The 21,931-nt window shown below is 60.7% G+C and carries 22 protein-coding genes; 11 read left to right on the top strand and 11 right to left on the bottom strand.

From position 1 onward, the window contains the following. Positions 1-15: 15 nt before the first annotated feature. The 6 genes from sdhD to B8991_RS06540 form a co-directional block, all read right to left on the bottom strand. On the bottom strand, positions 16-387 hold the full coding sequence (gene sdhD, locus B8991_RS06565; protein ID WP_084351626.1) for a succinate dehydrogenase, hydrophobic membrane anchor protein: 372 nt from the start codon (positions 385-387) through the stop codon (positions 16-18). Between the two features lie 11 nt (positions 388-398). Next, positions 399-788 carry a succinate dehydrogenase, cytochrome b556 subunit gene (sdhC, locus tag B8991_RS06560; RefSeq protein WP_084351624.1) on the bottom strand — a complete coding sequence of 130 codons (390 nt, stop codon included), beginning with the start codon at positions 786-788 and terminating at the stop codon, positions 399-401. Between the two features lie 221 nt (positions 789-1,009). Then, a complete protein-coding gene (locus B8991_RS06555) occupies positions 1,010-2,041 on the bottom strand; it encodes a MaoC family dehydratase (protein ID WP_084351622.1) in 1,032 nt (343 codons plus the stop codon). After that, complete coding sequence (locus B8991_RS06550; RefSeq protein WP_084351620.1) at positions 2,041-2,244, bottom strand: DUF1737 domain-containing protein; 204 nt, start codon at positions 2,242-2,244, stop codon at positions 2,041-2,043. Before B8991_RS06550 ends, B8991_RS06555 begins: the two co-directional genes overlap by 1 nt. 4 nt (positions 2,245-2,248) lie before the next feature. Continuing rightward, complete coding sequence (locus B8991_RS06545; RefSeq protein ID WP_084351618.1) at positions 2,249-2,794, bottom strand: NnrU family protein; 546 nt, start codon at positions 2,792-2,794, stop codon at positions 2,249-2,251. Positions 2,795-2,828: 34 nt separating this feature from the next. Beyond that, on the bottom strand, positions 2,829-3,680 hold the full coding sequence (locus B8991_RS06540) for an HpcH/HpaI aldolase/citrate lyase family protein (protein WP_084351616.1): 852 nt from the start codon (positions 3,678-3,680) through the stop codon (positions 2,829-2,831). Positions 3,681-4,053: 373 nt separating this feature from the next. On the opposite strand from B8991_RS06540, the gene mdh reads away from it, so the two are divergent. The 9 genes from mdh (at position 4,054) to lpdA (ending at position 15,143) form a co-directional block, all read left to right on the top strand. Continuing rightward, positions 4,054-5,016, top strand: a complete 963-nt coding sequence (gene mdh, locus B8991_RS06535) for a malate dehydrogenase (protein ID WP_084351614.1) — start codon at positions 4,054-4,056, stop codon at positions 5,014-5,016. A 683-nt stretch (positions 5,017-5,699) separates the two neighbouring features. Continuing rightward, positions 5,700-6,893: an ADP-forming succinate--CoA ligase subunit beta gene (gene sucC, locus B8991_RS06525; RefSeq protein ID WP_084351610.1), complete on the top strand. Its 1,194-nt coding sequence runs from the start codon at positions 5,700-5,702 to the stop codon at positions 6,891-6,893. Between the two features lies 1 nt (position 6,894). Continuing rightward, positions 6,895-7,173, top strand: a complete 279-nt coding sequence (locus B8991_RS06520) for a hypothetical protein (RefSeq protein ID WP_084351608.1) — start codon at positions 6,895-6,897, stop codon at positions 7,171-7,173. 11 nt (positions 7,174-7,184) lie between these two features. Continuing rightward, positions 7,185-8,072, top strand: a complete 888-nt coding sequence (sucD, locus tag B8991_RS06515; RefSeq protein ID WP_084351606.1) for a succinate--CoA ligase subunit alpha — start codon at positions 7,185-7,187, stop codon at positions 8,070-8,072. A gap of 174 nt (positions 8,073-8,246) precedes the next feature. Beyond that, positions 8,247-11,210: a 2-oxoglutarate dehydrogenase E1 component gene (locus B8991_RS06510; protein ID WP_084351604.1), complete on the top strand. Its 2,964-nt coding sequence runs from the start codon at positions 8,247-8,249 to the stop codon at positions 11,208-11,210. A 3-nt stretch (positions 11,211-11,213) separates the two neighbouring features. After that, on the top strand, positions 11,214-12,728 hold the full coding sequence (odhB, locus tag B8991_RS06505; protein WP_084351602.1) for a 2-oxoglutarate dehydrogenase complex dihydrolipoyllysine-residue succinyltransferase: 1,515 nt from the start codon (positions 11,214-11,216) through the stop codon (positions 12,726-12,728). Then, positions 12,728-13,231, top strand: a complete 504-nt coding sequence (locus tag B8991_RS06500; RefSeq protein ID WP_084351600.1) for a hypothetical protein — start codon at positions 12,728-12,730, stop codon at positions 13,229-13,231. Before odhB ends, B8991_RS06500 begins: the two co-directional genes overlap by 1 nt. A 1-nt stretch (position 13,232) precedes the next feature. After that, the gene (locus B8991_RS06495) at positions 13,233-13,622 is read left to right on the top strand and encodes an MAPEG family protein (RefSeq protein ID WP_084351598.1); all 390 of its coding nucleotides are present in this window, start codon (positions 13,233-13,235) and stop codon (positions 13,620-13,622) included. A 132-nt stretch (positions 13,623-13,754) separates the two neighbouring features. Beyond that, positions 13,755-15,143, top strand: coding sequence for a dihydrolipoyl dehydrogenase (gene lpdA, locus B8991_RS06490; RefSeq protein WP_084351596.1), 1,389 nt, complete (start codon positions 13,755-13,757; stop codon positions 15,141-15,143). A 148-nt stretch (positions 15,144-15,291) separates the two neighbouring features. Here the strand turns inward: lpdA and B8991_RS06485 are convergent, their stop codons facing one another. The 3 genes from B8991_RS06485 to B8991_RS06475 are packed head-to-tail and all read right to left on the bottom strand — an operon-like array spanning position 15,292 to position 17,625. After that, positions 15,292-16,044, bottom strand: coding sequence for a lysophospholipid acyltransferase family protein (locus B8991_RS06485; protein ID WP_084351594.1), 753 nt, complete (start codon positions 16,042-16,044; stop codon positions 15,292-15,294). Position 16,045: 1 nt separating this feature from the next. Further along, a complete protein-coding gene (locus B8991_RS06480) occupies positions 16,046-16,933 on the bottom strand; it encodes a cell division protein FtsX (protein ID WP_235866563.1) in 888 nt (295 codons plus the stop codon). A gap of 14 nt (positions 16,934-16,947) precedes the next feature. After that, positions 16,948-17,625, bottom strand: coding sequence for a cell division ATP-binding protein FtsE (locus tag B8991_RS06475; RefSeq protein WP_084351590.1), 678 nt, complete (start codon positions 17,623-17,625; stop codon positions 16,948-16,950). A 167-nt stretch (positions 17,626-17,792) separates the two neighbouring features. On the opposite strand from B8991_RS06475, the gene B8991_RS06470 reads away from it, so the two are divergent. Next, positions 17,793-18,686: a zinc-ribbon domain-containing protein gene (locus B8991_RS06470; RefSeq protein ID WP_084352198.1), complete on the top strand. Its 894-nt coding sequence runs from the start codon at positions 17,793-17,795 to the stop codon at positions 18,684-18,686. A gap of 44 nt (positions 18,687-18,730) precedes the next feature. Here B8991_RS06470 and B8991_RS06465 read toward each other — a convergent pair whose 3' ends face one another. Beyond that, entirely contained in the window at positions 18,731-20,002 is a 1,272-nt protein-coding gene (locus B8991_RS06465; protein ID WP_084351588.1) for a glycerate kinase type-2 family protein, read from the bottom strand. 19 nt (positions 20,003-20,021) lie between these two features. Continuing rightward, positions 20,022-20,312: a hypothetical protein gene (locus B8991_RS22230; RefSeq protein WP_143514505.1), complete on the bottom strand. Its 291-nt coding sequence runs from the start codon at positions 20,310-20,312 to the stop codon at positions 20,022-20,024. A gap of 154 nt (positions 20,313-20,466) precedes the next feature. On the opposite strand from B8991_RS22230, the gene B8991_RS06460 reads away from it, so the two are divergent. Beyond that, positions 20,467-21,846 (top strand): aminotransferase family protein, encoded by a 1,380-nt coding sequence (locus B8991_RS06460; RefSeq protein ID WP_084352197.1) that lies wholly within the window; start codon positions 20,467-20,469, stop codon positions 21,844-21,846. The last annotated feature ends 85 nt before the right edge of the window (positions 21,847-21,931 follow it).

The raw sequence follows: 21,931 nt of genomic DNA, 5'->3' as shown, positions 1-21,931 counted from the left end.
TCCTTGGGGGCGCGGTTACAGGGCGAGTTTCACGAGGGCGAACAGCCCTGCCGCAATCAATGTGTAGCCGAAGGCGGAGACGGCAACCGTTGCCAGCCGCTCTGCGACGCCGTGCATGTAATCCTCGATCGCTTCGCGGGTCTCGTTCATGAAGTGGTTGATGCCGACGATCAGCATCAACCCGGTGACGATTGCAGGAAAGGGGCGCGAGAAGAATGCCAGCACATCTGCGTAGTCACGGCCCAGACCCGATCCGAAAGTGAACACGAAAAGCGGCACGAGGATGACCAGACAAATGGAGCTGACCAGCATGTGCCAGTGATGATGCGTGCCGCTGCGTCCGGAGCCAAGGCCCTGCGCGCGTTTGCGATCGGTGATATAACGCATGCGATGTCTCCTTAGACGATGATGGCGGTCAGAAGCGTAAGGAAAGTGGCACCGATGAACATGGCCATGCCCATTTTCTCGGCGATGCCGATCTCAAGGCCGTAGCCCAGATCCCAGATCACATGACGCAGGCGGCCCAGCACATGATACCAGATGGCCCATGTTGCCAGCAGCAGGATCACATCGCCGATGAAGCTGGTCAAAAACCAGTCCACTTTGGCAAAGGCTGTTTCGGATGTGGCCGCTGTCAGCAGCCAAAGTACCAGCAGAAACGCGGTGCCCAGCGACGCGATCCCTGTGATACGGACCATGATCGAGGACATCGATGTCATTTGCGGGCGATAATACGCCCCGAACATAAATGGCGAAAGTGGGCGATCACCCTGTTTAAACTCGGCCATGGTGCAAGTCCTTTCGGTTCCCTTGCACCGTTGATACCTTTTTTTGCGCCAGTGTCACCCGTCAAGCGCCATGCGAGACGCGGTTTTTTGGCGCATCCGGCATATTGTGAAGGCTTTGTGATCACACTATCGACGGGTGTGATCACAGTTTTGGCGCTAACAGGGGCGGTCCGATACGCTACGCGCCCCGGATGATTCTGCACCTGCACGGTTCGCTTGTCTCAGACCGGCATCAGCGCCCAATAATCGAGATCAAGCAGGACATGCGGCAGGTATTTTCCGTCCTCACCCTTCAACACGAAAGGCGCACCGCCGCGCGTTGCGACCAGTCGCAAACGGATCGCCCCAACACCCGGAGCCACGGTTTGTGCCTTGTCCAGCACCTCGGACCAGGCTCGGACGGTATCGCCTGCAAAACAGGGATTGGCATGCGCCCCGCCGTTCAGCCCGGCGATCATCTGCGCATTGGCCAGCCCGTTGAAGCTGAGCGTGCGGGCCATCGAGATCACATGCCCGCCATAGATCAACCGCTTGCCGTCCTCGCGATTGGTGGCATCGAAATGCACCTTGGCGGTGTTCTGCCACAGGCGCGTGGCCATCATGTGTTCGGCCTCTTCTATCGTCACGCCATCGACATGGTCGATCTGTTCGCCAATCTCGTAATCGGCCATCCGATGCGGTTCGCCTGCCAGGGTCAGATCATAGTCGCTGAAATCCAGCCCGTCCGGAATTGTCAGATCGGCCGGGGCAAGCGCCGGCTTGAGATCCGGCACGACGGTTTCGGGTGCGGGCGCATCCACGTCGCGCTTGCGCACCATGACCCAACGAACGAAGGATATGACCGTTTCGTCATTCTGGTTCAGCCCGCGCGTGCGCACCCACACCACCCCGGTCTTGCAGTTGGAGTTCTGCTTCAGCCCGATCACTTCGGAGGTAGAGCGCAAGGTATCGCCGGGATAAACCGGTTTCAGCCAGCGCCCTTCGGCATAGCCCAGATTGGCAACGGCATTCAGCGACACATCCGGCACGGTTTTGCCGAACACCACATGAAAAGCCGCCAGATCGTCCAACGGGCTTTGCGGCAGACCGCTGGCGCGCGCGAATTGATCCGAGGAATAAAGCGCGTGGCGGGCCGGATACAGCGCATGATACAGCGCGCGTTCGCCCGGACCGACAGTGCGCGGCACCGCATGATTGATCACCTGCCCCAGCGTGTAATCCTCGAAAAACCATCCTGGATTGGTCTTGACCATCAATGCTCTCCCAGCTTGGTGTCGAGGCTGTAGGTGCCGTCCGCGTCCTTCACCACGGCCTGTCCGCAGCGCATGACGCCATTGGCCGCGTCGAAGGCGTAGGTGGGATCGCCGTGCAGCGCCCAGCCCTTGTTCAGGGCGGCGGTGACCTTGTGGCAGAAGGCGGACGTGTCGTCAGCGGTCAGAAAGCGATAGAGTTTCATGGCGTTATCCAAATACGGGGTAGCCCAGAAGGCCGTGAATGTAGCCGATCACCACCAGCAGCACGATGCTGGCCCCAAGGAAGATGAGGTCCTTCGAGATCGGGCCGGGGGTGCGCGGGGTCCATGCGGGCTCTGCCCGGTTGATGACGATCATCTCGGCCAAGGCCCAGACCAGCAGACCGCCGAACAGGATGAAGGACGGCACGTCGCCATTGACCAGCAGATGCGCCGCCGCCCAAAGGGCAAAGCCGGTCAGCATCGGGTGGCGCATCCCGGCGAGGAGTTTGCCCTTTTTGGGCGCGGGACTCAGCATGAAGATGGCGACCAGCACCAGCAGGTTGTTGATGCCCACCGTGGCCGGGTGACGGCCCCAGAAGACCGCGCCATCGGCCATGCGATACCCCACCACCATCAGAACAACCGACAGGGCGAGAGCAAGGGCAACCATCCCCTTGCCCTTGTCACCAAGGCTGGCGCGCAGATCGGGTGCGGCGCGTTTGAAGAAATGCGCGGCGGCCCAAAGCAGGACGCCAAGAATAAGAAGTGCCATGCGTAGCCCTTTCGTCAGCTGCGTTGGCCTATTGCTAGCCGTTCAGCGCGCCGATTGCATCCGCTTTCGCAAGGATCTCGCGGGCGGTGACGATGTGCAGGTTCTCGACGATCCTGCCATCCACCACCGCCACGCCCTGCCCTTCGGCATGCGCCTCTTCAAAAGCGGCGATCTGGCGGCGGGCGAGGTCTGTTTCCGCGTCCGTCGGGGCAAACGCGGCATTGGCGATGTCTATCTGTGCCGGATGAATCAGCGTCTTGCCGTCAAAGCCCATGTCGCGGCCCTGTTCGCATTCGGCGCGCAAGCCCTCCTCGTCCTTGAAGGCATTATAGACGCCATCGACGATGATTGCGCCATGAGCCTTGGCCGCCAGCAGGCACAGGCCAAGCGAGGTGGCCATCGGCAAACGGTCGGGACGGAAGCGGCATTGCAACTCTTTCGCCAAGTCATTGGTGCCCATCACCATGCCCGCAAGTTTCGGATGGGCGGCGATTGCAGCGGCGTTCAGCATGCCTTTGGGCGTTTCCATCATCGCCCAAAGCGGCTTGTCAGTCAGGGCGGCCAGCGCGTCGAGCTGTTCGGTGGTTTCGACCTTGGGCAGCAGAACCGCGTCGCACTCCATCTCATTGGCGGCGCGCGCATCGTCCTGCCCCCATTCAGTGTCCAGGCCGTTGATCCGGACAATCCGCATGCGCGCGCCATAGCCGCCTTCGGCGAGGGCAGTCGCCAGCGTGACACGGGCATTGGATTTTTCGCCAGCGGCCACGGCGTCTTCGAGATCCATGATGATCGCGTCGACCGGCAAGCTGCGCGCCTTGTCCAGCGCCCGGCCCTTTGAGCCGGGGATATAGAGTACCGAACGGTAGGGGCGGGCACGCATGTCCATCTGAGTCTCCTGGCGAAAGAATGTTGCGCAGAATGGGGCATTTTTTGCCGATAAGTGCAAGGCTATTTTCGCCGCGTCGCAGAAAAACCGGGATTACGCAGCATCGTGTACGCATCGATAAGGCATAATTCAGCAGTTTGGAGGCATGTTTGAGCGGTTTGTACCGGTCGAAACAAGTCGGCCAGCAGATTAATCATGGTCCGAAAGCCGTCCGTCTTGTGGGCATAACTCTCAATTGTGATTGGCTTAATTGGCATCATTCACGCGAACACGGCATTTCAGCTAAATCATGCGCCATTGCCGCACTCTTGCCAGCCCGGTCCGAAAGTTCTAGGCCAAGCGGCAGAATTTCAACGGACCGGAGAGACCTTCCATGGCCAGACCCAAGATCGCGCTGATCGGCGCGGGACAGATCGGTGGCACGCTTGCTCACCTCGCTGCACTCAAGGAACTGGGCGACGTCGTTATGTTCGACATCGCCGAAGGCACGCCCGAGGGCAAAGCGCTCGACATCGCCGAATCCGGCCCTTCCGAGGGTTTTGACGCGGCAATGTCGGGCACGCAGTCCTACGAGGACATCGCCGGCGCAGACGTCTGCATCGTCACCGCCGGTGTCGCGCGCAAACCCGGCATGAGCCGCGACGACCTGCTGGGCATCAACCTCAAAGTGATGAAATCCGTCGGTGAAGGCATCGCCGCCAATGCACCCGACGCGTTCGTGATCTGCATCACCAATCCGCTGGATGCGATGGTCTGGGCGCTGCGCGAATTTTCGGGCATGCCGCATAACAAGGTCGTCGGCATGGCTGGCGTTCTGGATTCGGCACGCTTCCGCCATTTCCTCAGCCTCGAATTCGGTGTGTCGATGCGCGACGTGTCGGCCTTTGTTCTGGGCGGGCATGGCGATACGATGGTGCCGCTGGCGCGCTATTCCACCGTTGCAGGCATTCCGCTGCCCGATCTGGTCAGCATGGGCTGGACCACGCAGGAAAAGCTGGACGCGATCATCCAGCGCACCCGCGATGGCGGTGCCGAGATCGTCGGCCTGCTGAAGACCGGTTCGGCCTTCTACGCGCCGGCCACCAGCGCCATCGAAATGGCCGAAGCCTATCTGAAAGACCAGAAGCGCGTCCTGCCCTGTGCGGCCTATTGTGACGGCGAATTTGGCCTGAACGGGTTCTACGTCGGCGTGCCAACCGTGATTGGTGCGGACGGGATCGAAAAAATCATCGACATCAAGCTGACGAAGGACGAACAGGCAATGTTCGACAACTCCGTCAACGCGGTGAAGGGGCTTGTCAAAGCCTGCAAGGAAATCGACCCCTCGCTCGCCTGAGCCGATTTGAATAGACCGTCGGCGAACATGCTTCGCCGACGGTTCAGTTTCTGGCAGGTTCGCACCATTTGGCTGCGATATGCTGCATCAAAAACCCCATATCCCGACATGAGAACCAACAAATCCCGCAGTTCTGCGCGCCGCATGGTATGCGGGTTGTCAAAGCGATTGGCTGGTTGAAAAACCTGCGAGATTCCGCGCCGTTCCGTGGCGTTGACAACGGCTCGCAGATCAATGCGCTTTGGCACGGAAACGGCAACACAAAGACCAGCATCGCAGGCGGCGTAGGTCTGTCGCCGGACCATGCAGGACGGCCTATGGCGCGGGCTGATTTGCGATCATGGCTATGCTCCACTGCCGGGAATAAACGCTGTCGCCCAAAGCTCCGATCCGCGTGTTGCAACGTTTGACACCGGACTGGTGCTGCGCCACGCTGAGATCGCATCAAATCCTGACGGGAAGCGGCATTCAACAAATGACGGAGGCCATGCGGATGATTCTGATCTGGTGTTCTCGCTACCATATTAGCCTTGATCGACGCTTTGTGATCACACCATTCGAGACTGTGATCACAAACGCATCAAATCAGTAGCAAATGCTCACTTTCCAGCAAAAAGCACTTAATAGCTGTGAAAGCTTGTGCCACTAACAGGGTAATCGCAGCAAGACGGGACAGTTTATCAATGAACATCCACGAGTATCAGGCGAAGGCGCTTTTGCGCAGCTACGGGGCTCCGGTTTCGGACGGTCGCGTTGTATTGCGCGCTGAAGAGGCAAAATCAGCGGCAGGTGAAATGGACGGCCCGCTTTGGGTGGTCAAGGCGCAGATCCACGCGGGTGGGCGCGGCAAGGGCTCTTTCAAAGAGGCTGACGCCGGTGAAAAAGGTGGCGTCCGCCTTACCAAGTCGGTCGAAGAGGCCGCCGACGAAGCCAAACGTATGCTGGGCCGCACTCTGGTCACACATCAGACCGGCCCGGCGGGCAAGCAGGTCAACCGCATCTATATCGAAGATGGCTCCGGCATCGAGACGGAACTGTACCTTGCCCTGCTGGTGGACCGCCAGACCAGCCGCGTATCGTTCGTCTGCTCGACCGAGGGCGGCATGGACATTGAAGAGGTCGCAGCCTCGACCCCCGAAAAGATCCTGTCCTTCAGCGTTGATCCGGCCGCCGGCTATCAGGCGTTTCACGGACGCCGCATCGCATTTGCGCTGGGTCTGTCCGGCAAGCAGGTCAAGCAATGTGTCGGCCTGATGGGACTGCTGTACAAGGCGTTCATCGAAAAAGACATGGAAATGCTGGAGATCAACCCGCTGATCGTCACCGATAGCGGCGATCTGAAGGTTCTGGACGCCAAGGTCAGCTTTGACGGCAACGCGGTTTACCGCCACGCCGATATTGCCGAACTGCGCGACACGACCGAGGAAGATTCCAAGGAACTCGAAGCCTCGAAATATGACCTCAACTACATCGCGCTGGATGGCGAGATCGGCTGCATGGTCAACGGTGCAGGGCTGGCGATGGCGACGATGGACATCATCAAGCTGTACGGTGCCGAGCCTGCCAACTTCCTGGACGTTGGTGGCGGTGCCACGAAGGAAAAGGTGACCGAGGCGTTCAAGATCATCACCTCTGACCCGCAGGTCAAAGGCATTCTGGTGAACATCTTCGGCGGCATCATGCGCTGTGACGTCATCGCCGAGGGCGTGGTGGCAGCCGTGAAAGAAGTGGGCCTTCAGGTTCCGCTGGTCGTGCGCCTTGAAGGCACCAATGTCGAAAAGGGCAAGGAAATCATCAACACCTCCGGCCTGAACGTCATCGCCGCTGATAACCTGAGCGACGGTGCCGAGAAGATCGTGAAGGCGGTGAAGGGATAAGATGGTCAATTACGTCGCACTCGCGGCTGTAAGTTTCGCGCTGTTCATCTTCTTGGTTTTGCTCCTGCTTGGAGCCGAAACCAAGAAAAGAACAAGCCATGAAAGCAGCTTGTTGCAATGGCGACGTGAAATTGCTGACCGTTTTGGCTGGGGTAGCCAGGAGAAAATTCAGCAGCACCCTTATGCGCTTGAAATTCAGGTATGGGTTTTGCGTGCAGCTACACTAGCCGCCTTTTGCTTCACTTGTTGGCATACCGCCAATGCAGAATTTCAAGGATAGGAGCCAAAAACATGGCAGTCCTCGTAGACGAAAATACCAAGGTAATCTGTCAGGGCCTCACCGGCTCGCAGGGTACATTCCACACTGAACAGGCAATTGCCTATGGCACCAAGATGGTCGGCGGCGTGACCCCCGGCAAAGGGGGGCAGACGCATCTGGACCTGCCGGTGTTCAACTCGGTCCATGAGGCCAGGCAGGTGACAGAGGCGAACGCGTCCGTCATCTATGTGCCGCCGCCCTTCGCTGCGGACTCGATCCTCGAGGCGATCGACGCCGAGATGGAGCTGATCGTCTGCATCACCGAAGGTATCCCGGTGCTGGACATGATGCGTGTCAAGCGCGCGTTGGAAGGGTCCAAGAGCCGCTTGATCGGGCCGAACTGCCCCGGTGTCATCACACCCGATGCCTGCAAGATCGGCATCATGCCGGGCCATATCCACAAGCGCGGCAGCGTCGGGGTTGTGTCACGCTCTGGCACGCTGACCTATGAGGCCGTCAAGCAGACCGCCGATGCGGGTCTGGGCCAGTCCACCGCCGTGGGTATCGGCGGCGACCCCATTAAGGGGACAGAGCATATCGACGTGCTAGAAATGTTCCTGGCAGATGACGAAACCCAGTCGATCATCATGATCGGTGAAATTGGCGGGTCGGCCGAAGAGGATGCCGCGCAGTTCCTCGCCGATGAACGCAAGAAAGGCCGCTGGAAGCCAACGGCTGGCTTCATTGCCGGCCGCACAGCACCTCCGGGCCGCCGCATGGGCCACGCAGGTGCCATTGTCGCCGGTGGCAAGGGTGGTGCCGAGGACAAGATCGAGGCGATGAAAGCCGCTGGTATCGTCGTCGCCGACAGCCCCGCCACGCTGGGCGAAGCCGTGCTGGAAGCGATCAGCAAGGGGTAGGGATACCGGTCCCGGGCTTGACCCGGGACCTCGCCCTTCATGGGCACCAAGACAACCACGAGGCCCCGGGTCAAGCCCGGGGCGCGTGACCGCCAAAAGCCAAAGCCGCTAGACAGCGGATCGCAGGCGATCCTCTTTCTGGCTGCTTTCAATAACAAGGTTGGAGGACCTCCAGTGACCGACCAAAGCCCGAACGACCTTTTCCACGCTTCCAGCTTCATGCAGGGGCACAATGCGGAATACCTCGAACAGATGTATGCCCGCTATGCCAACGATCCCTCCGCGGTCGACGAGGCATGGCAGGCGTTCTTCCGACAGTTGGGGGACGATGACCTGAGCATCAAGGCCGATGCGGCCGGTCCGTCCTGGGCGCGTGCTGACTGGCCGCCACTACCGGGCGACGACCTGACATCGGCACTGACCGGTGAATGGCCCGAAACGACCGAGCTGAAAGGCGCGGGCGACAAGATCAAATCCAAGGCCGAAGAGACCGGCGTTGCGGTTTCGGATGATGCGATCAAGCGCGCTGTGCTCGACAGCATTCGGGCGCTGATGATCATTCGCGCCTATCGGATTCGCGGACATCTGGCCGCCGACCTTGATCCTCTGGACATCCGGGACGAGACCCCGCATCCCGAGCTTGATGCAAAGACCTATGGCTTCACCGAGGCGGACATGGACCGCCCGATCTTTATCGATAACGTGCTGGGACTTCAGATCGCGTCGCTCCGGCAGATTCTGGAGATCGTGAAGCGCACTTACTGTGGCACGTTCGCGTTGCAATACATGCATATTTCCGATCCCGAGCAATCCGCCTGGCTGAAGGAACGCATCGAGGGATTCGGCAAGGAGACCGAGTTCACCCGTGAAGGCCGCAAGGCGATCCTGAACAAGATGGTCGAGGCCGAGGGGTTTGAGAAATTCCTGCATGTCAAATACATGGGAACCAAGCGCTTCGGTCTGGACGGCGGCGAGTCTCTGATCCCGGCGATGGAACAGATCATCAAGCGCGGCGGTGCGCTTGGGGTACAGGACATCGTTATCGGGATGCCTCACCGCGGGCGTCTGTCGGTTCTGGCGAACGTGATGGGCAAGCCCTACCGTGCAATCTTCAACGAATTCCAGGGCGGCAGCTTCAAGCCCGAGGATGTCGACGGGTCGGGCGACGTGAAATATCACCTCGGTGCCAGTTCCGACCGCGAATTTGACGGCAACAATGTACACCTGTCGCTGACCGCCAACCCCAGCCACCTGGAGGCGGTGAACCCGGTCGTTCTGGGCAAGGCCCGCGCCAAGCAGGACCAGTTGAAAGACACTGACCGCAAAACGGTTCTGCCGGTGTTGCTGCACGGCGATGCGGCCTTTGCCGGGCAAGGCGTGGTGGCGGAATGTTTCGCGTTGTCCGGCCTGCGCGGACACCGCACCGGCGGCACGATGCATATCGTGGTGAACAACCAGATCGGTTTCACCACCGCGCCGCATTTCAGCCGCTCCAGTCCCTACCCCACCGACAACGCGCTGGTGGTCGAGGCACCGATCTTTCACGTCAACGGTGACGACCCGGAGGCCGTGGTTCACGCCGCCAAGGTGGCCACGGAGTTCCGCCAGAAATTCCACAAGGATGTGGTGCTCGACATCATCTGTTATCGCCGCTTCGGACATAACGAAGGCGACGAGCCGATGTTCACCAACCCCTTGATGTACAAGAAGATCAAGGGTCACAAGACCACGCTCAGCCTGTATACGGAACGGCTGGTCAAGGATGGACTGATCCCCGAGGGAGAGATCGAGGATATGAAGGCCGCCTTCCAGGCCAAGCTGAACGAAGAGTTCGAGGCAGGCAAGGAATACCGCCCCAACAAGGCCGACTGGCTGGACGGGCGCTGGTCGCATCTCGACAAGCATAAAGAGGGCAAATACCAGCGCGGGAAAACGGCGATCAAGGAAGAGACCTTTGACGACGTCGGCAAGGCTCTGACCTCCGCGCCCGAGGGGTTTCCGCTGCACAAGACCGTGGGACGCTTGCTGGACTCCAAGGCCGAGATGTTCAAGACCGGCAAAGGGTTCGACTGGGCAACCGGCGAGGCGCTGGCCTTTGGCTCGTTGCTGACCGAGGGCTACCCGGTGCGCCTGTCGGGTCAGGACAGCACGCGCGGCACGTTCAGCCAGCGCCATTCCGGGCTGGTGAACCAGGAAACCGAAGAGCGTTACTATCCGCTGAACCATGTCCGCGAAGGGCAGGCACATTTCGACGCCATCGATTCGATGTTGTCGGAATATGCGGTGCTGGGTTTCGAATACGGTTATTCATTGTCCGAACCCAACGCGCTGACCCTGTGGGAGGCACAGTTCGGCGACTTTGCCAATGGCGCGCAGATCATGTTCGACCAGTTCATCAGTTCGGGCGAAAGCAAATGGCTGCGCATGTCGGGCCTCGTTTGCCTGTTGCCGCATGGCTATGAAGGTCAGGGGCCGGAACACTCTTCCGCCCGGCTGGAACGGTTTCTGACGATGTGCGGACAGGACAACTGGATCGTGGCCAACTGCACGACACCGGCGAACTATTTCCACATCCTGCGCCGCCAGTTGCATCGCAGTTTCCGCAAGCCTCTGATCCTGATGACGCCCAAATCGCTGCTGCGCCACAAGTTGGCAGTCTCGACCAGAGAAGATTTCATCACCGGGTCGAGCTTTCACCGGGTGCTGTGGGACGATGCCGAGAAGGGCAATTCGGACACCCAGCTGGTGGCCGACGACAAGATCAAGCGCGTGGTGATGTGTTCCGGCAAGGTCTACTTCGACCTTCTGGAAGAGCGCGACGCCCGCGGCATCGACGACATCTACCTGTTGCGGATCGAACAGTTCTATCCCTTCCCGGCGATCAGCCTTGTGAAGGAGCTTGAACGCTTCAAGGGGGCCGAGATGGTCTGGTGCCAGGAAGAGCCCAAGAACCAGGGCGGCTGGAACTTCATCGAACCCAATATCGAATGGGTGCTGGGCCGGATCAAGGCCAAGCATCTGCGCCCGGTCTATGCAGGCCGTTCGGCCACGGCCTCGCCCGCGACCGGTCTCGCAAGCCAGCACAAAGCACAACAAGAAGCGCTCGTCGATCAGGCGCTGACCATTGAAGGGAAATAACCGATGACGACCGAAGTACGCGTCCCTACCTTGGGCGAATCCGTGACAGAGGCCACCGTCGCAACCTGGTTCAAGAAACCCGGCGACACAGTGAGCGTTGACGAAATGCTGTGCGAGCTGGAAACCGACAAGGTGACCGTCGAAGTGCCCTCGCCCGTTGCTGGCAAGCTGGCCGATATTGTCGCACAAGAGGGCGAGACCGTTGGCGTTGACGCGCTATTGGCCAATATCGCCGAGGCTGGTGAAGCTGGCCCCGAGACCCCTGAGGAACGCCCTTCCGAAAAAGCGGAAAAGGCCGCCGAGGCCCCCAAAAGCGGCGGCAAGTCTGTTGACGTCATGGTTCCCACGCTGGGCGAGTCCGTGTCCGAGGCGACGGTTTCGACCTGGTTCAAGAAGGTCGGAGACAGTGTCGCGCAGGACGAAATGCTCTGCGAGTTGGAAACAGACAAGGTCTCCGTCGAGGTGCCTTCTCCAGCCGCCGGCGTGTTGTCGGAAATCGTGGCACCAGAAGGCACCACCGTCGATGCCTCTGCCAAGCTGGCCGTGATCGGCGACAGCGCAGGCGCGGCGGCATCCTCTGAAGAAGCCCCCGCAAAAGAGGAAACTGCCAGCAAAGGTGGCAAGGATGTCGAGGACGCGCCCTCTGCCAAGAAGGCCATGGCCGAAGCGGGCATCAGCCGCGACCAGGTCAGCGGCTCTGGCCGGGACGGCCGGGTGATGAAGGAGGACGTGGCAAAGGCTGTGGCTGCTGCGGCATCGGCCCCGGCGCCTGCGGCGACCGCGCCCGCCCCGCGTGCCCCCGTTTCCGCCGATGATGCGTCGCGCGAAGAACGCGTGAAGATGACGCGCCTGCGCCAGACCATTGCCCGCCGCCTCAAGGACGCGCAGAACGCCGCCGCCATCCTGACCACCTATAACGAGGTGGACATGACCGAAACCATGGCGTTGCGGAAGGAATACAAGGAGTTGTTCGAGAAAAAGCACGGCGTCAAGCTGGGCTTCATGTCCTTCTTCACCAAGGCCTGCTGTCACGCGCTAAAAGAGGTTCCCGAAGTCAACGCAGAGATCGACGGCACCGACATCGTCTACAAGAACTTCGTGCATATGGGCATTGCGGCCGGCACCCCGCAGGGTCTGGTGGTCCCGGTGATCCGGGATGCCGACCAGATGTCCTTTGCCGAGATCGAGAAGGCCATCGGCGAAAAGGGCAAGCGCGCCCGTGACGGCAAGCTGTCCATGGCAGAGATGCAGGGCGGTACGTTCACAATCTCCAACGGCGGTGTCTACGGATCGCTCATGTCCTCGCCGATCCTGAACCCGCCGCAATCGGGTATCCTCGGCATGCACAAGATCCAGGACCGCCCGATGGTCGTCAACGGCGAGATCAAGATCCGCCCGATGATGTATCTGGCGCTCAGCTACGATCACCGCATCGTTGACGGCAAAGGCGCCGTGACCTTCCTTGTGCGCGTCAAGGAAGCGCTGGAGGATCCGCGGCGGTTGTTGATGGATTTGTAATGCTGCTAACCATCGACATAGATGGAGAATGGTCTGTGCGAGAGCTTGCTGAGGTTTTGGACAGCCTCGAAGCTCTCGCAGGTTATTTCATCGACGGGAGTATTGTACGTTTTGGACTATATCCACCGAAAGTTGATCCTTTCGATGGAAGTGCTACCCTCGCTCCAAACACTACATTCCGCTACCACCTGTATCTTTCTCGTTTTTCCTATGCGTCGCCTGGATCATTCGACGTGCTTGGAGCAGCGAAGATCATCGAACAAATCAGACTATTTTTGGAGTTTTTGATTAACCTTTGGATCGCTCGGAATGACAGGCGTCTTAATAGAGACGAACGGCATTTAGAACTCGCACAGCGAAAGTTGGAATTGATTCAGAAGATCCAAGCGATGCAACCTGAGACGATAGATTTCATTAAAAATGGCGCATCAAACTCGATACTTGGCGCTGTCCTTCAGGGCAAGATCACGGGTGTTTCCGCCACTAGCAACAAAGACGAGTGACATGACCCCAGAACTCACCGCCCTCACCCTCGCCGCCCTGCTTCAGGTCGTGCACTTCCTGATCTACTCGATCAGCGCCCAAAAGCAGGTCGGCCGCAAATACGCGGCCTCGCCGCGCGACGAGCCACGCGAACTCACCGGCTTCGCGGGCCGCGCGCAGCGGGCGATGAACAACCATTTCGAAGGGCTGATCCTCTTCTCCATCGCCTGCCTGGTCGTCACCTATGCCGACAAGGGTGGCAAGCTCACCGCCCTCTGCGCGCTGACCTACCTCTGCGCCCGCCTTCTCTATATCCCTGCCTATCTGTTCGGGTGGTCCCCTTGGCGTTCGCTGATCTGGTTCATCGGCTTTGTGGCCACAACCCTCATGCTTGTATTGACCCTGCTATGAAACAATACCGCCACCCCGCCGAACACAACACCCGGCCCCACCCTTCTTCTTGGCGAAAATACTCCGGGGGGAGGCGCCGCAAGGCGACGGGGGGCAGCGCCCCCTTCCCCCCTCATAAGAAAGGAACTTCCCATGGCGAATTATGATGTCATCATCATCGGCTCCGGCCCCGGTGGCTATGTCGCGGCAATCCGCGCGGCACAGCTGGGCCTGAAAACCGCCTGCGTCGAAGGGCGTGAAACCCTGGGCGGCACCTGCCTGAACGTCGGCTGCATCCCGTCCAAGGCGCTCTTGCACGCCACACATCAGTTGCACGAGGCAGAGCATAATTTTGCCAAGATGGGCCTGAAGGGAAAATCCCCCTCCGTCGACTGGAAGCAGATGATCGCCTACAAGGACGAGGTGATCGGCCAGAATACCAAAGGCATCGAATTCCTGTTCAAGAAGAACAAGGTCGATTGGCTGAAGGGGTGGGGCTCCATCCCCGAGGCGGGCAAGGTCAAGGTCGGCGATGAGGTCCATGACGCCAAGAACATCATCATCGCCACCGGGTCCGAGGCCAGCAGCCTGCCGGGTGTCGAGGTGGACGAAAAAATCGTCGTGACCTCCACCGGCGCGCTCGAACTGGCAAAAATCCCCAAGAAGATGGTCGTGATCGGCGCGGGTGTCATCGGGCTGGAGATGGGCTCTGTCTATGCGCGTCTCGGCACCGAAGTGACAGTGGTTGAATATCTCGATGCGATCACCCCCGGCATGGACCGCGAGGTGCAGAAGCAATTCCAGAAGATCCTTGCCAAGCAGGGGCTGAACTTCATCCTTGGTGCCGCCGTGCAGGGCGTCGAGACGACCAAGACCAAGGCCAAAGTCACCTACAAGCTGAAGAAAGACGACAGCGAAGAGGTTCTGGACGCCGATGTCGTACTGGTGGCAACCGGACGCAAGCCTTACACGGACGGCCTTGGACTGGATGCGCTCGGCGTCGAAATGACGGATCGTGGTCAGATCAAGACCGACGATCACTGGCAGACCAACGTCAAGGGCATCTACGCCATCGGCGATGCCATCGCAGGCCCGATGCTGGCGCATAAGGCCGAGGATGAGGGCATGGCGGCCGCGGAAACCATCGCGGGCAAGCATGGTCATGTGAATTACGGCGTGATCCCCGGCGTGGTCTACACCCACCCCGAGGTCGCCACCGTCGGCCAGACCGAAGAACAGGTCAAGGAAAGTGGCCGCGCCTACAAGATCGGCAAATTCTCTTTCATGGGCAATGGTCGGGCGAAAGCGATGTTCGCGGCTGACGGTTTCGTCAAGCTGATCGCCGACAAGGAAACGGACCGTATCCTTGGCGCGCATATCATCGGCCCGGCGGCCGGCGATCTGATCCATGAGGTCTGCGTCTCGATGGAATTCGGTGCCAGCGCCGAGGATCTGGCGATGACCTGCCACGCCCACCCGACCTTCTCCGAAGCCGTGCGCGAGGCCGCGCTCGCCTGCGGTGACGGTGCGATCCATATGTGATCTTTCGCCGGGGCGTCATTTCCTGCGTCCCGGCAAATTTCAGAGGCATTGCCGGTCACGCAACCCCGTGCCCCAAACGCGGCACGAGTGCCCTCAATTGGGCGCGCGCTTGCGCAACGATGCAGCCCCCAACCTGGCTTAGAGGGTCTCAGTCGGCTCTTTTTTCAACAGGACGCGCATCAAACCCAGCCTCCGCCATCAGCGCGATCGATCGGCTTTCAACCACATCTTCAAGCTGCGCCATGAAGCTGCTATTGTTCAATCCTGCGCGTATCGGCTCCAGAAACTCGACCACGGCCAGACCTGGTTTGCGGTAAATTCCGGTGCGCGGCCAGAACACGCCGACATTGGTTGCGGCGGGCACGCAATCCTGCCCGGTTTCGCGGTACAGGACGGCGGTGCCGATCTTATAGGGCTTGGTGGCGTCCGGCGCGACACGCGTTCCTTGTGGATAGATGATAAGCTGGCCAGCGGGGGCGTCGCCACGCGTCACGTCGCGGATCATCTGGCGCATCGCCTCGGCACGTTTGCCACGATCAACGGCGATGCAGCCGATGCGCTTGGCATACCAGCCAAGGATCGGTGCGCGGCGCAACGACGCTTTCATGATGAACTTGGGCTTCGGTAGCACGCTGACGATGATGATGATGTCGAAGAAGCTTTGATGTTTCGAGGCGACCAAAACCTCGTCTGTAGGCACGATGCCGCGCACTTCGCTGCGCAAGCCGCACATCCAGCCAGCTGTCCAGCGCACCCAGCGGCAATAGGTCCGTACACCCGCATAGGCACCGCTGCGGTCGAAAATGGCCCAAGGGGTGAAGAACACCGCCAGCACCGCCATCATCAGGTACATCTGCGCCACGAAGAACAGCGAGCGCAGCCATTGGATTGCGTAGGACATGTCAGGCAAGCTCCGTCAGGGCGCGGCGGGCGGCGATCTGAGTGGCCAGAAACGCCACAGCGGCGGCAAGCGGCGGCACAAGAAGCGGCAGGATCCAATGCCAGCCCTGAAAGCCCAGCCCGGTCAGAATGCCGCCGGTCTCTCCCACACCCGGCAGTGCCATAATCGCCAGCAGACCTGCAAGCGTGCCAAGGCCCGCGCCCAATAAGGCGCGCAGGGTAAAACGCCGCACGAAGGCATCAGCGATATAGTCATCCGTCGCGCCGACCAGCCGCAGAACCGAAATCACGCGCGCATTCGCCGCCAGCGCCGCATTCGCGGCCAGCGTGATCATCGCCGCCACCGCGCCGACCAGCAGAAGAATGCAGACCCAGCCCATCAACCGCAGTCGCGATGCGGCGGCGATCATCGGACGCCGCCACCTTGTATGATCGTCCAGCACGGCACCGGGGACCTCTGCCGACAGGCGCAGGCGCAATCCTTCGGCATCAAGGCCGACATCGGCCTCTACCACCTCGATCAGTTGCGGGATGGGCAGCGTCTCGACCGGCAGATCGGGGCCGAACCAAGGCTCCAGCAGGGCGCGCTGTTCCTCGGCATCAAGCGCGCGGACACTGGCAATGCCCGGCGTTTCCTCCAGCACCCGCAACGCGGCGGCGGTCTGGGCGGACAATTGATCTGCCGGGGCGGAAATGCGGATGGTGGACGAGCGCGCAAGGTCTTCGCCCCACCGATCGGCCAACCGGCCAGCGGCCAATGACAGTGCCAGCGCAAACACCGCAAGGAACGCCATCGCCCCGGCAGAGAACAGGGTCAGCCTTGCGGTGATCCCGGTGGGCGGAACCACCCGGTCGGCGGCGGCGTCGCGGGTGAAAACCCGCTTCAGCACGGAAAGATATTGTTTCAAAGATCCGCCCCCGCCAATTGCATCCGCCGATCAGTGATCCTTAGAACCCGGCTTTGGACATGCGCTTTTGTGGCGCGGATCAAGCCAAGGTCATGGGTGGCGATCACCACGGTCTTGCCCATGCGGTTCAGCTCTATCAGCAGGCGCATCAGCCGCTGGGACATCTCCCAATCAACATTGCCCGTCGGTTCGTCCGCCAGAATCACGTCAGGCGACATGATCAGCGCCCGCGCCAGCGCCACGCGTTGCCGCTCTCCGCCCGACAGTTCGGGTGGCAACGCACCTGCACGCGACGTGATCCCGACCCAGGACATCAATTCCTTGAGGTTGACCAGTTCGGTCGGCTTGTCCTGCCCGGACACGGTCAGTGGCAGGGCAACGTTTTCCGCCACAGGCAGATGATCCAGAAACTGACAATCCTGATGCACGACACCGATACGGCGACGGCAATGGGCAACGTCATCGCGGCTCATGTCATGCAGATCAGCACCGAACAGGCCGACACGCCCCGCGGTCGGGACCAGTGCGCCGTAGCACAGTTTCAGAAAGGTGGTCTTGCCCGCGCCCGACGGCCCCGTCAGGAAATGGAACGATCCACGCGACAGCTTCAGCGAGATATCCGAAAACAACTCGCCCCCGCCATAGCTGTAGGCCACGTTCTCCAGCTCGATCAAAATATACTCTCTTTCACGGCTCGCCCCGAAACGCCTTGTTGTGCCCGAGCATCGAAACGGTTTCAATGCGTCTCGCGGCCAATTCGGCCTTTTCCAAGGGCATTGGCGGCCTTATGATGCAAGTTCAAGGGTCCGTAAAGGAACGAGCAGGCAAGACTGGGGGGACGATGCGGCTTATATGCCCAAATTGCGGCGCGCAATACGAAGTACCGGCCGAGGTGATCCCGGAGGGCGGGCGCGATGTGCAATGCTCGGACTGCGGACACACATGGTTTCAGGCCGATTCACCGGATGACCCGGTCCTGTCTGACGAAGCGCAGCCCGCGCCGAAACCGGCTGACGCCGAGGTGGAGACGGACGCCCCATCAGGTGACGCGGCTGGTACGCCAGAGGCCGTAGACCCGGCAACGCTAAGCCCGGACACATGGGCCGATGAGTTCGAGGATGAGGCCGAAGAGGTCGACAAGGCCGCCCCGCCACAGCCGCCCCGCCGCAGCCTTGATCCAGGTATCGCGGACCTGCTGCGCGAAGAAGCCGAACGCGAAGCGCGCGTCCGCTCTGCCGAAGGTCTGGAAAGCCAGCAGGAACTGGGGCTTGAAGCTGCCCAGCATGATGATGCCGCCAGCAGGCGGGCGCGCATCGCGCGTGAACGCATGGCGCGGATTCGCAATCAGGATGCCGGTGTGGAAATCGCCGCCGGAACCACGGCTGCCGGTGTAGGCGCTGCCGGAACGCGCAACGCCGCGCTGCCGGATATTGAAGAGATCAACTCTACCCTGCGCGCGGGGTCCGACGCCCACGCGCTGGAAACCCCGCAAGGCACGCTGAAAGACGGCGGATCGGGCTTTGCACGCGGCTTCTTTTCCATGCTGCTGCTGATGGTCGTCCTGATCGGGATTTATGTGATGGCACCGCAGATCAAGGACGCCGTGCCGGGCCTGAGCGACGCCGTGAATGCCTATGTCGGCCAGATCGACGCCTTGCGTGTCTGGCTTGCCAGCGTGACACAGAACCTGCTGGCATGGCTGGACGGAATGTCCTCTGAGGCGAACCCGCAATAGGGTTCGCCGCGCCGGTGCTGTCGTGATCGGAAGGGGCTGATGCGCTAAGGCAGCGCGCCGATCAGGATTGCGCGGAAATCATTGACATTGGTGCCTGTCGGGCCGGGCACGAAAAGCGTGCCTGCCGCGTCGAACGCCCCCCATGCGTCATTTTTCGACAGCATCTCTGCCGGATCGGCACCTGCCTTGCGAATGGACGCCGCCGTATCGCCATCGGCAAAGGCACCTGCATTGTCCTCTGACCCGTCAATGCCATCGGTATCCGCTGCCAGCGCCGATATGCCGGTCTGCCCGTCAATGCACAGCGCAAAGGACAGCAGGAATTCGGTGTTGCGCCCGCCACGTCCCTTGGCGCGCAGGGTCACGGTCGTCTCACCGCCCGACAGCAGCACGACAGGGGGCGGAAAGGGCCGGGCCTTGGCCACGCATTCCCGCGCCATCGCGGCATGCATCCGGGCAATCTCGCGCGCTTCGCCTTCGATGGCGTCGGACAGGATCACCGCCTCGACGCCGGCTGCGCGGGCCGCCTTCTCAGCGGCCTCCAGTGACAGCGCCGCCGACGCGACCACGCGCACATCATTGCCATCAAATCCGGGATCGTCCGGCAATGGCGGCAGGTTCGTATCCCCGTCCAGAAAGGCCGCGATTTTCGGTGGCAGCTCAATCCCGTAGGTGCGCGCCGCGGCCTTTGCGGCCTCTCGCGTGGTGCGGTCCGGGACGGTGGGGCCAGAGGCCACCTGCGCCGGATCGTCCCCCGGCACATCCGACACGACCAGCGTCACCACCCGAGCGGGATGCGCGGCCAAAGCCAACCGCCCGCCCTTGATGCCGCTGATCTGCTTGCGGATCATGTTCATCACACCGATCGGCGCGCCGGAGGCGAGCAAACATTCGTTCAGCGCAATCTCGTCTTCGAAGGTCAGCCCCTCTGCCGGACAGGGCAACAAGGACGACCCGCCGCCGCACACCAGCGCAACCACCAGATCGTCTGGCCCCAACCCCTCGACCGCATCGAAAAGGGCTTTGGTCGCCGCCAGCCCTGCCTCGTCGGGAACCGGATGCGCGGCCTCCATGACGCGGATATGCTTACAGGGCGCGCTATACCCGTAACGCGTGACGACGACGCCTTCCAGCGGCCCCTCCCAAAGCTGCTCAAACGCCTGCGCAAGTTGCGCGGCCCCCTTGCCAGCGCCGATCACCACAGTCTTTCCCGATGGCCGCTCTGGCAAAGCCCGACCAAGTGCCCGCATCGGATCAGCGGCATCTACAGCCGCCTCGAACAGGTCGGTCAGAAAGCTCTCTATGTTTTGATCCACTGGCTCAGCCCTTTCCTCTCTACGGCACGAGGATACGTTCCGCCTTGCGCATCAAAATGCCAATCCAAAATCCAATCACACCGATAGGAATAATCCTCGTCGGCGCAATATCAGTCAGCAGACCTCCGGAGGCAACCTTGATCCTCATCACCGCCCCTTTTTCTGCATCAGCAGTCCTGTCGCGACGACGGCCTCTGGGCAGATGTCCGAAAATACGGCGGCACTTTTCGGCAATTTGGTGGTCTGCATACTTGGCCCAATTTCGGCTGTCGCAACCCGAGGCCGTGCAAAACGCCGTGGATACATTCATTTCACCCAGCTTCCACGCCCTCTGGCATTATATACATGCTTATTCTGGACCTAGCGCTGATGTGTTTTGAGGCATTTGATATACTCAGAACATGATGCTTCAGTCTGACGTCAGCGCCCCAACCGCGCGCGGTCAGGAAAGGATGAAAATCGCTATGGACGGAACGTATAAAGACAATGATCTCAGCCATGTCGTGGCTGCCGACAAGGCGCATGTCTGGCATCATCTGATTCAGCACAAAGGCTTCGAGACAACCGATCCGCGGATCATTGTCGAAGGCAAGGGCATGCGGGTCTGGGACCAGCACGGCAAGGAACATCTCGACGCGGTGTCCGGCGGGGTCTGGACCGTCAACGTAGGGTATGGCCGCGAGAGCATCGCCAACGCTGTGCGCGACCAGTTGATCAAGCTCAACTTTTTCTCCGGTGCCGCAGGATCCATCCCAAGTGCGATCTTCGCCGAAAAGCTGATGGAAAAGATGCCGGGGATGAGCCGGATCTACTACGCCAACTCTGGCTCCGAGGCGAATGAGAAGGCCTTCAAGATGATCCGCCAGATCGCGCATAAGCGCTATGGCGGCAAAAAGACCAAGATCCTGTATCGCGACCGCGACTATCACGGCGGCACCATCGGCACGATGTCGGCGGGCGGCCAGGATCAGCGCGTGGAACACTACGGGCCACTCGCCCCCGATTTCATCCGCGTCCCGCATTGTCTGGAATACCGCGCGCAATGGGATGTCGAGAATTACGGGGAACGCGCCGCCGAGGCCATCGAAGAGGTGATCCTGCGCGAAGGCCCCGACACGGTCGGCGGGCTCTGCCTTGAACCGGTGACTGCGGGCGGCGGCGTGATCGTCCCGCCCGATGGCTACTGGCAGAAGGTGCAGGAGATCTGCCGCAAATATGACATCCTGCTGCATATCGACGAGGTCGTCTGCGGTCTCGGCCGGACCGGCACATGGTTTGGCTACCAGCATTACGGGATCGAGCCGGATTTCGTGACCATGGCCAAGGGCGTCGCCTCGGGCTATGCCGCAATCGGGTGCTGCGTGACCACGGAACGCGTGTTCGAGATGTTCAAGGATGACGTTGACGATCCGCTGAACTATTTCCGCGACATCTCGACCTTCGGCGGCTGCACCGCCGGGCCTGCCGCCGCGCTGGAGAACATGCGCATCATCGAGGACGAGAGCCTGCTCGACAACACCGTGGCCATGGGGGATCGGATGCTGGGCAACCTTCAGGCGCTGATGGAAAAGCACCGGGTGATTGGCGATGTCCGCGGCAAGGGGCTGTTTCTTGGAGCCGAGCTGGTCGCGGATCGCAGCAGCAAGGAACCGGTGACCGAAAAGCAGGTTGGCGCGGTGGTCGCAGCCAGCAATGCCCAAGGCGTCATCATCGGGGCGATGAACCGTTCGGTGCCAGGGTTCAACAACGTGCTGTGCTTCTCGCCCGCGCTGATCGCCACGCCCGATGATATCGACCAGATCACCGATGCCGTGGACAACGCGCTGACCAAAGTCTTCGGCTGAAACCTCTGCCTGCGGCCATCCACCCGGCCGCAGGCACGACCAATCCATTGCGATAAGTCCAGATTGCAACCACCATAGCGCCAGC

Origin of the sequence: Primorskyibacter flagellatus (assembly GCF_900176485.1) — a bacterium.
GTDB lineage: Bacteria > Pseudomonadota > Alphaproteobacteria > Rhodobacterales > Rhodobacteraceae > Primorskyibacter > Primorskyibacter flagellatus.
This window is presented reverse-complemented; position numbering and strand designations above follow the sequence as displayed.

What these genes read in the sequence shown, in the direction of transcription:
- B8991_RS06495 (WP_084351598.1), top strand. Translation starts at nt 13,233, where the DNA reads ATGACCCCAGAACTCACCGCCCTCACCCTCGCCGCCCTGCTTCAGGTC.
- B8991_RS06550 (WP_084351620.1), bottom strand. Translation starts at nt 2,244, where the DNA reads ATGAAACTCTATCGCTTTCTGACCGCTGACGACACGTCCGCCTTCTGC.
- B8991_RS06485 (WP_084351594.1), bottom strand. Translation starts at nt 16,044, where the DNA reads ATGTCCTACGCAATCCAATGGCTGCGCTCGCTGTTCTTCGTGGCGCAG.
- B8991_RS06520 (WP_084351608.1), top strand. Translation starts at nt 6,895, where the DNA reads ATGGTCAATTACGTCGCACTCGCGGCTGTAAGTTTCGCGCTGTTCATC.
- B8991_RS06540 (WP_084351616.1), bottom strand. Translation starts at nt 3,680, where the DNA reads ATGGACATGCGTGCCCGCCCCTACCGTTCGGTACTCTATATCCCCGGC.
- B8991_RS22230 (WP_143514505.1), bottom strand. Translation starts at nt 20,312, where the DNA reads ATGAATGTATCCACGGCGTTTTGCACGGCCTCGGGTTGCGACAGCCGA.
- lpdA (WP_084351596.1), top strand. Translation starts at nt 13,755, where the DNA reads ATGGCGAATTATGATGTCATCATCATCGGCTCCGGCCCCGGTGGCTAT.
- B8991_RS06545 (WP_084351618.1), bottom strand. Translation starts at nt 2,794, where the DNA reads ATGGCACTTCTTATTCTTGGCGTCCTGCTTTGGGCCGCCGCGCATTTC.
- sdhC (WP_084351624.1), bottom strand. Translation starts at nt 788, where the DNA reads ATGGCCGAGTTTAAACAGGGTGATCGCCCACTTTCGCCATTTATGTTC.
- B8991_RS06500 (WP_084351600.1), top strand. Translation starts at nt 12,728, where the DNA reads ATGCTGCTAACCATCGACATAGATGGAGAATGGTCTGTGCGAGAGCTT.
- odhB (WP_084351602.1), top strand. Translation starts at nt 11,214, where the DNA reads ATGACGACCGAAGTACGCGTCCCTACCTTGGGCGAATCCGTGACAGAG.
- B8991_RS06460 (WP_084352197.1), top strand. Translation starts at nt 20,467, where the DNA reads ATGGACGGAACGTATAAAGACAATGATCTCAGCCATGTCGTGGCTGCC.
- B8991_RS06470 (WP_084352198.1), top strand. Translation starts at nt 17,793, where the DNA reads ATGCGGCTTATATGCCCAAATTGCGGCGCGCAATACGAAGTACCGGCC.
- sucC (WP_084351610.1), top strand. Translation starts at nt 5,700, where the DNA reads ATGAACATCCACGAGTATCAGGCGAAGGCGCTTTTGCGCAGCTACGGG.
- mdh (WP_084351614.1), top strand. Translation starts at nt 4,054, where the DNA reads ATGGCCAGACCCAAGATCGCGCTGATCGGCGCGGGACAGATCGGTGGC.
- B8991_RS06555 (WP_084351622.1), bottom strand. Translation starts at nt 2,041, where the DNA reads ATGGTCAAGACCAATCCAGGATGGTTTTTCGAGGATTACACGCTGGGG.
- sucD (WP_084351606.1), top strand. Translation starts at nt 7,185, where the DNA reads ATGGCAGTCCTCGTAGACGAAAATACCAAGGTAATCTGTCAGGGCCTC.
- sdhD (WP_084351626.1), bottom strand. Translation starts at nt 387, where the DNA reads ATGCGTTATATCACCGATCGCAAACGCGCGCAGGGCCTTGGCTCCGGA.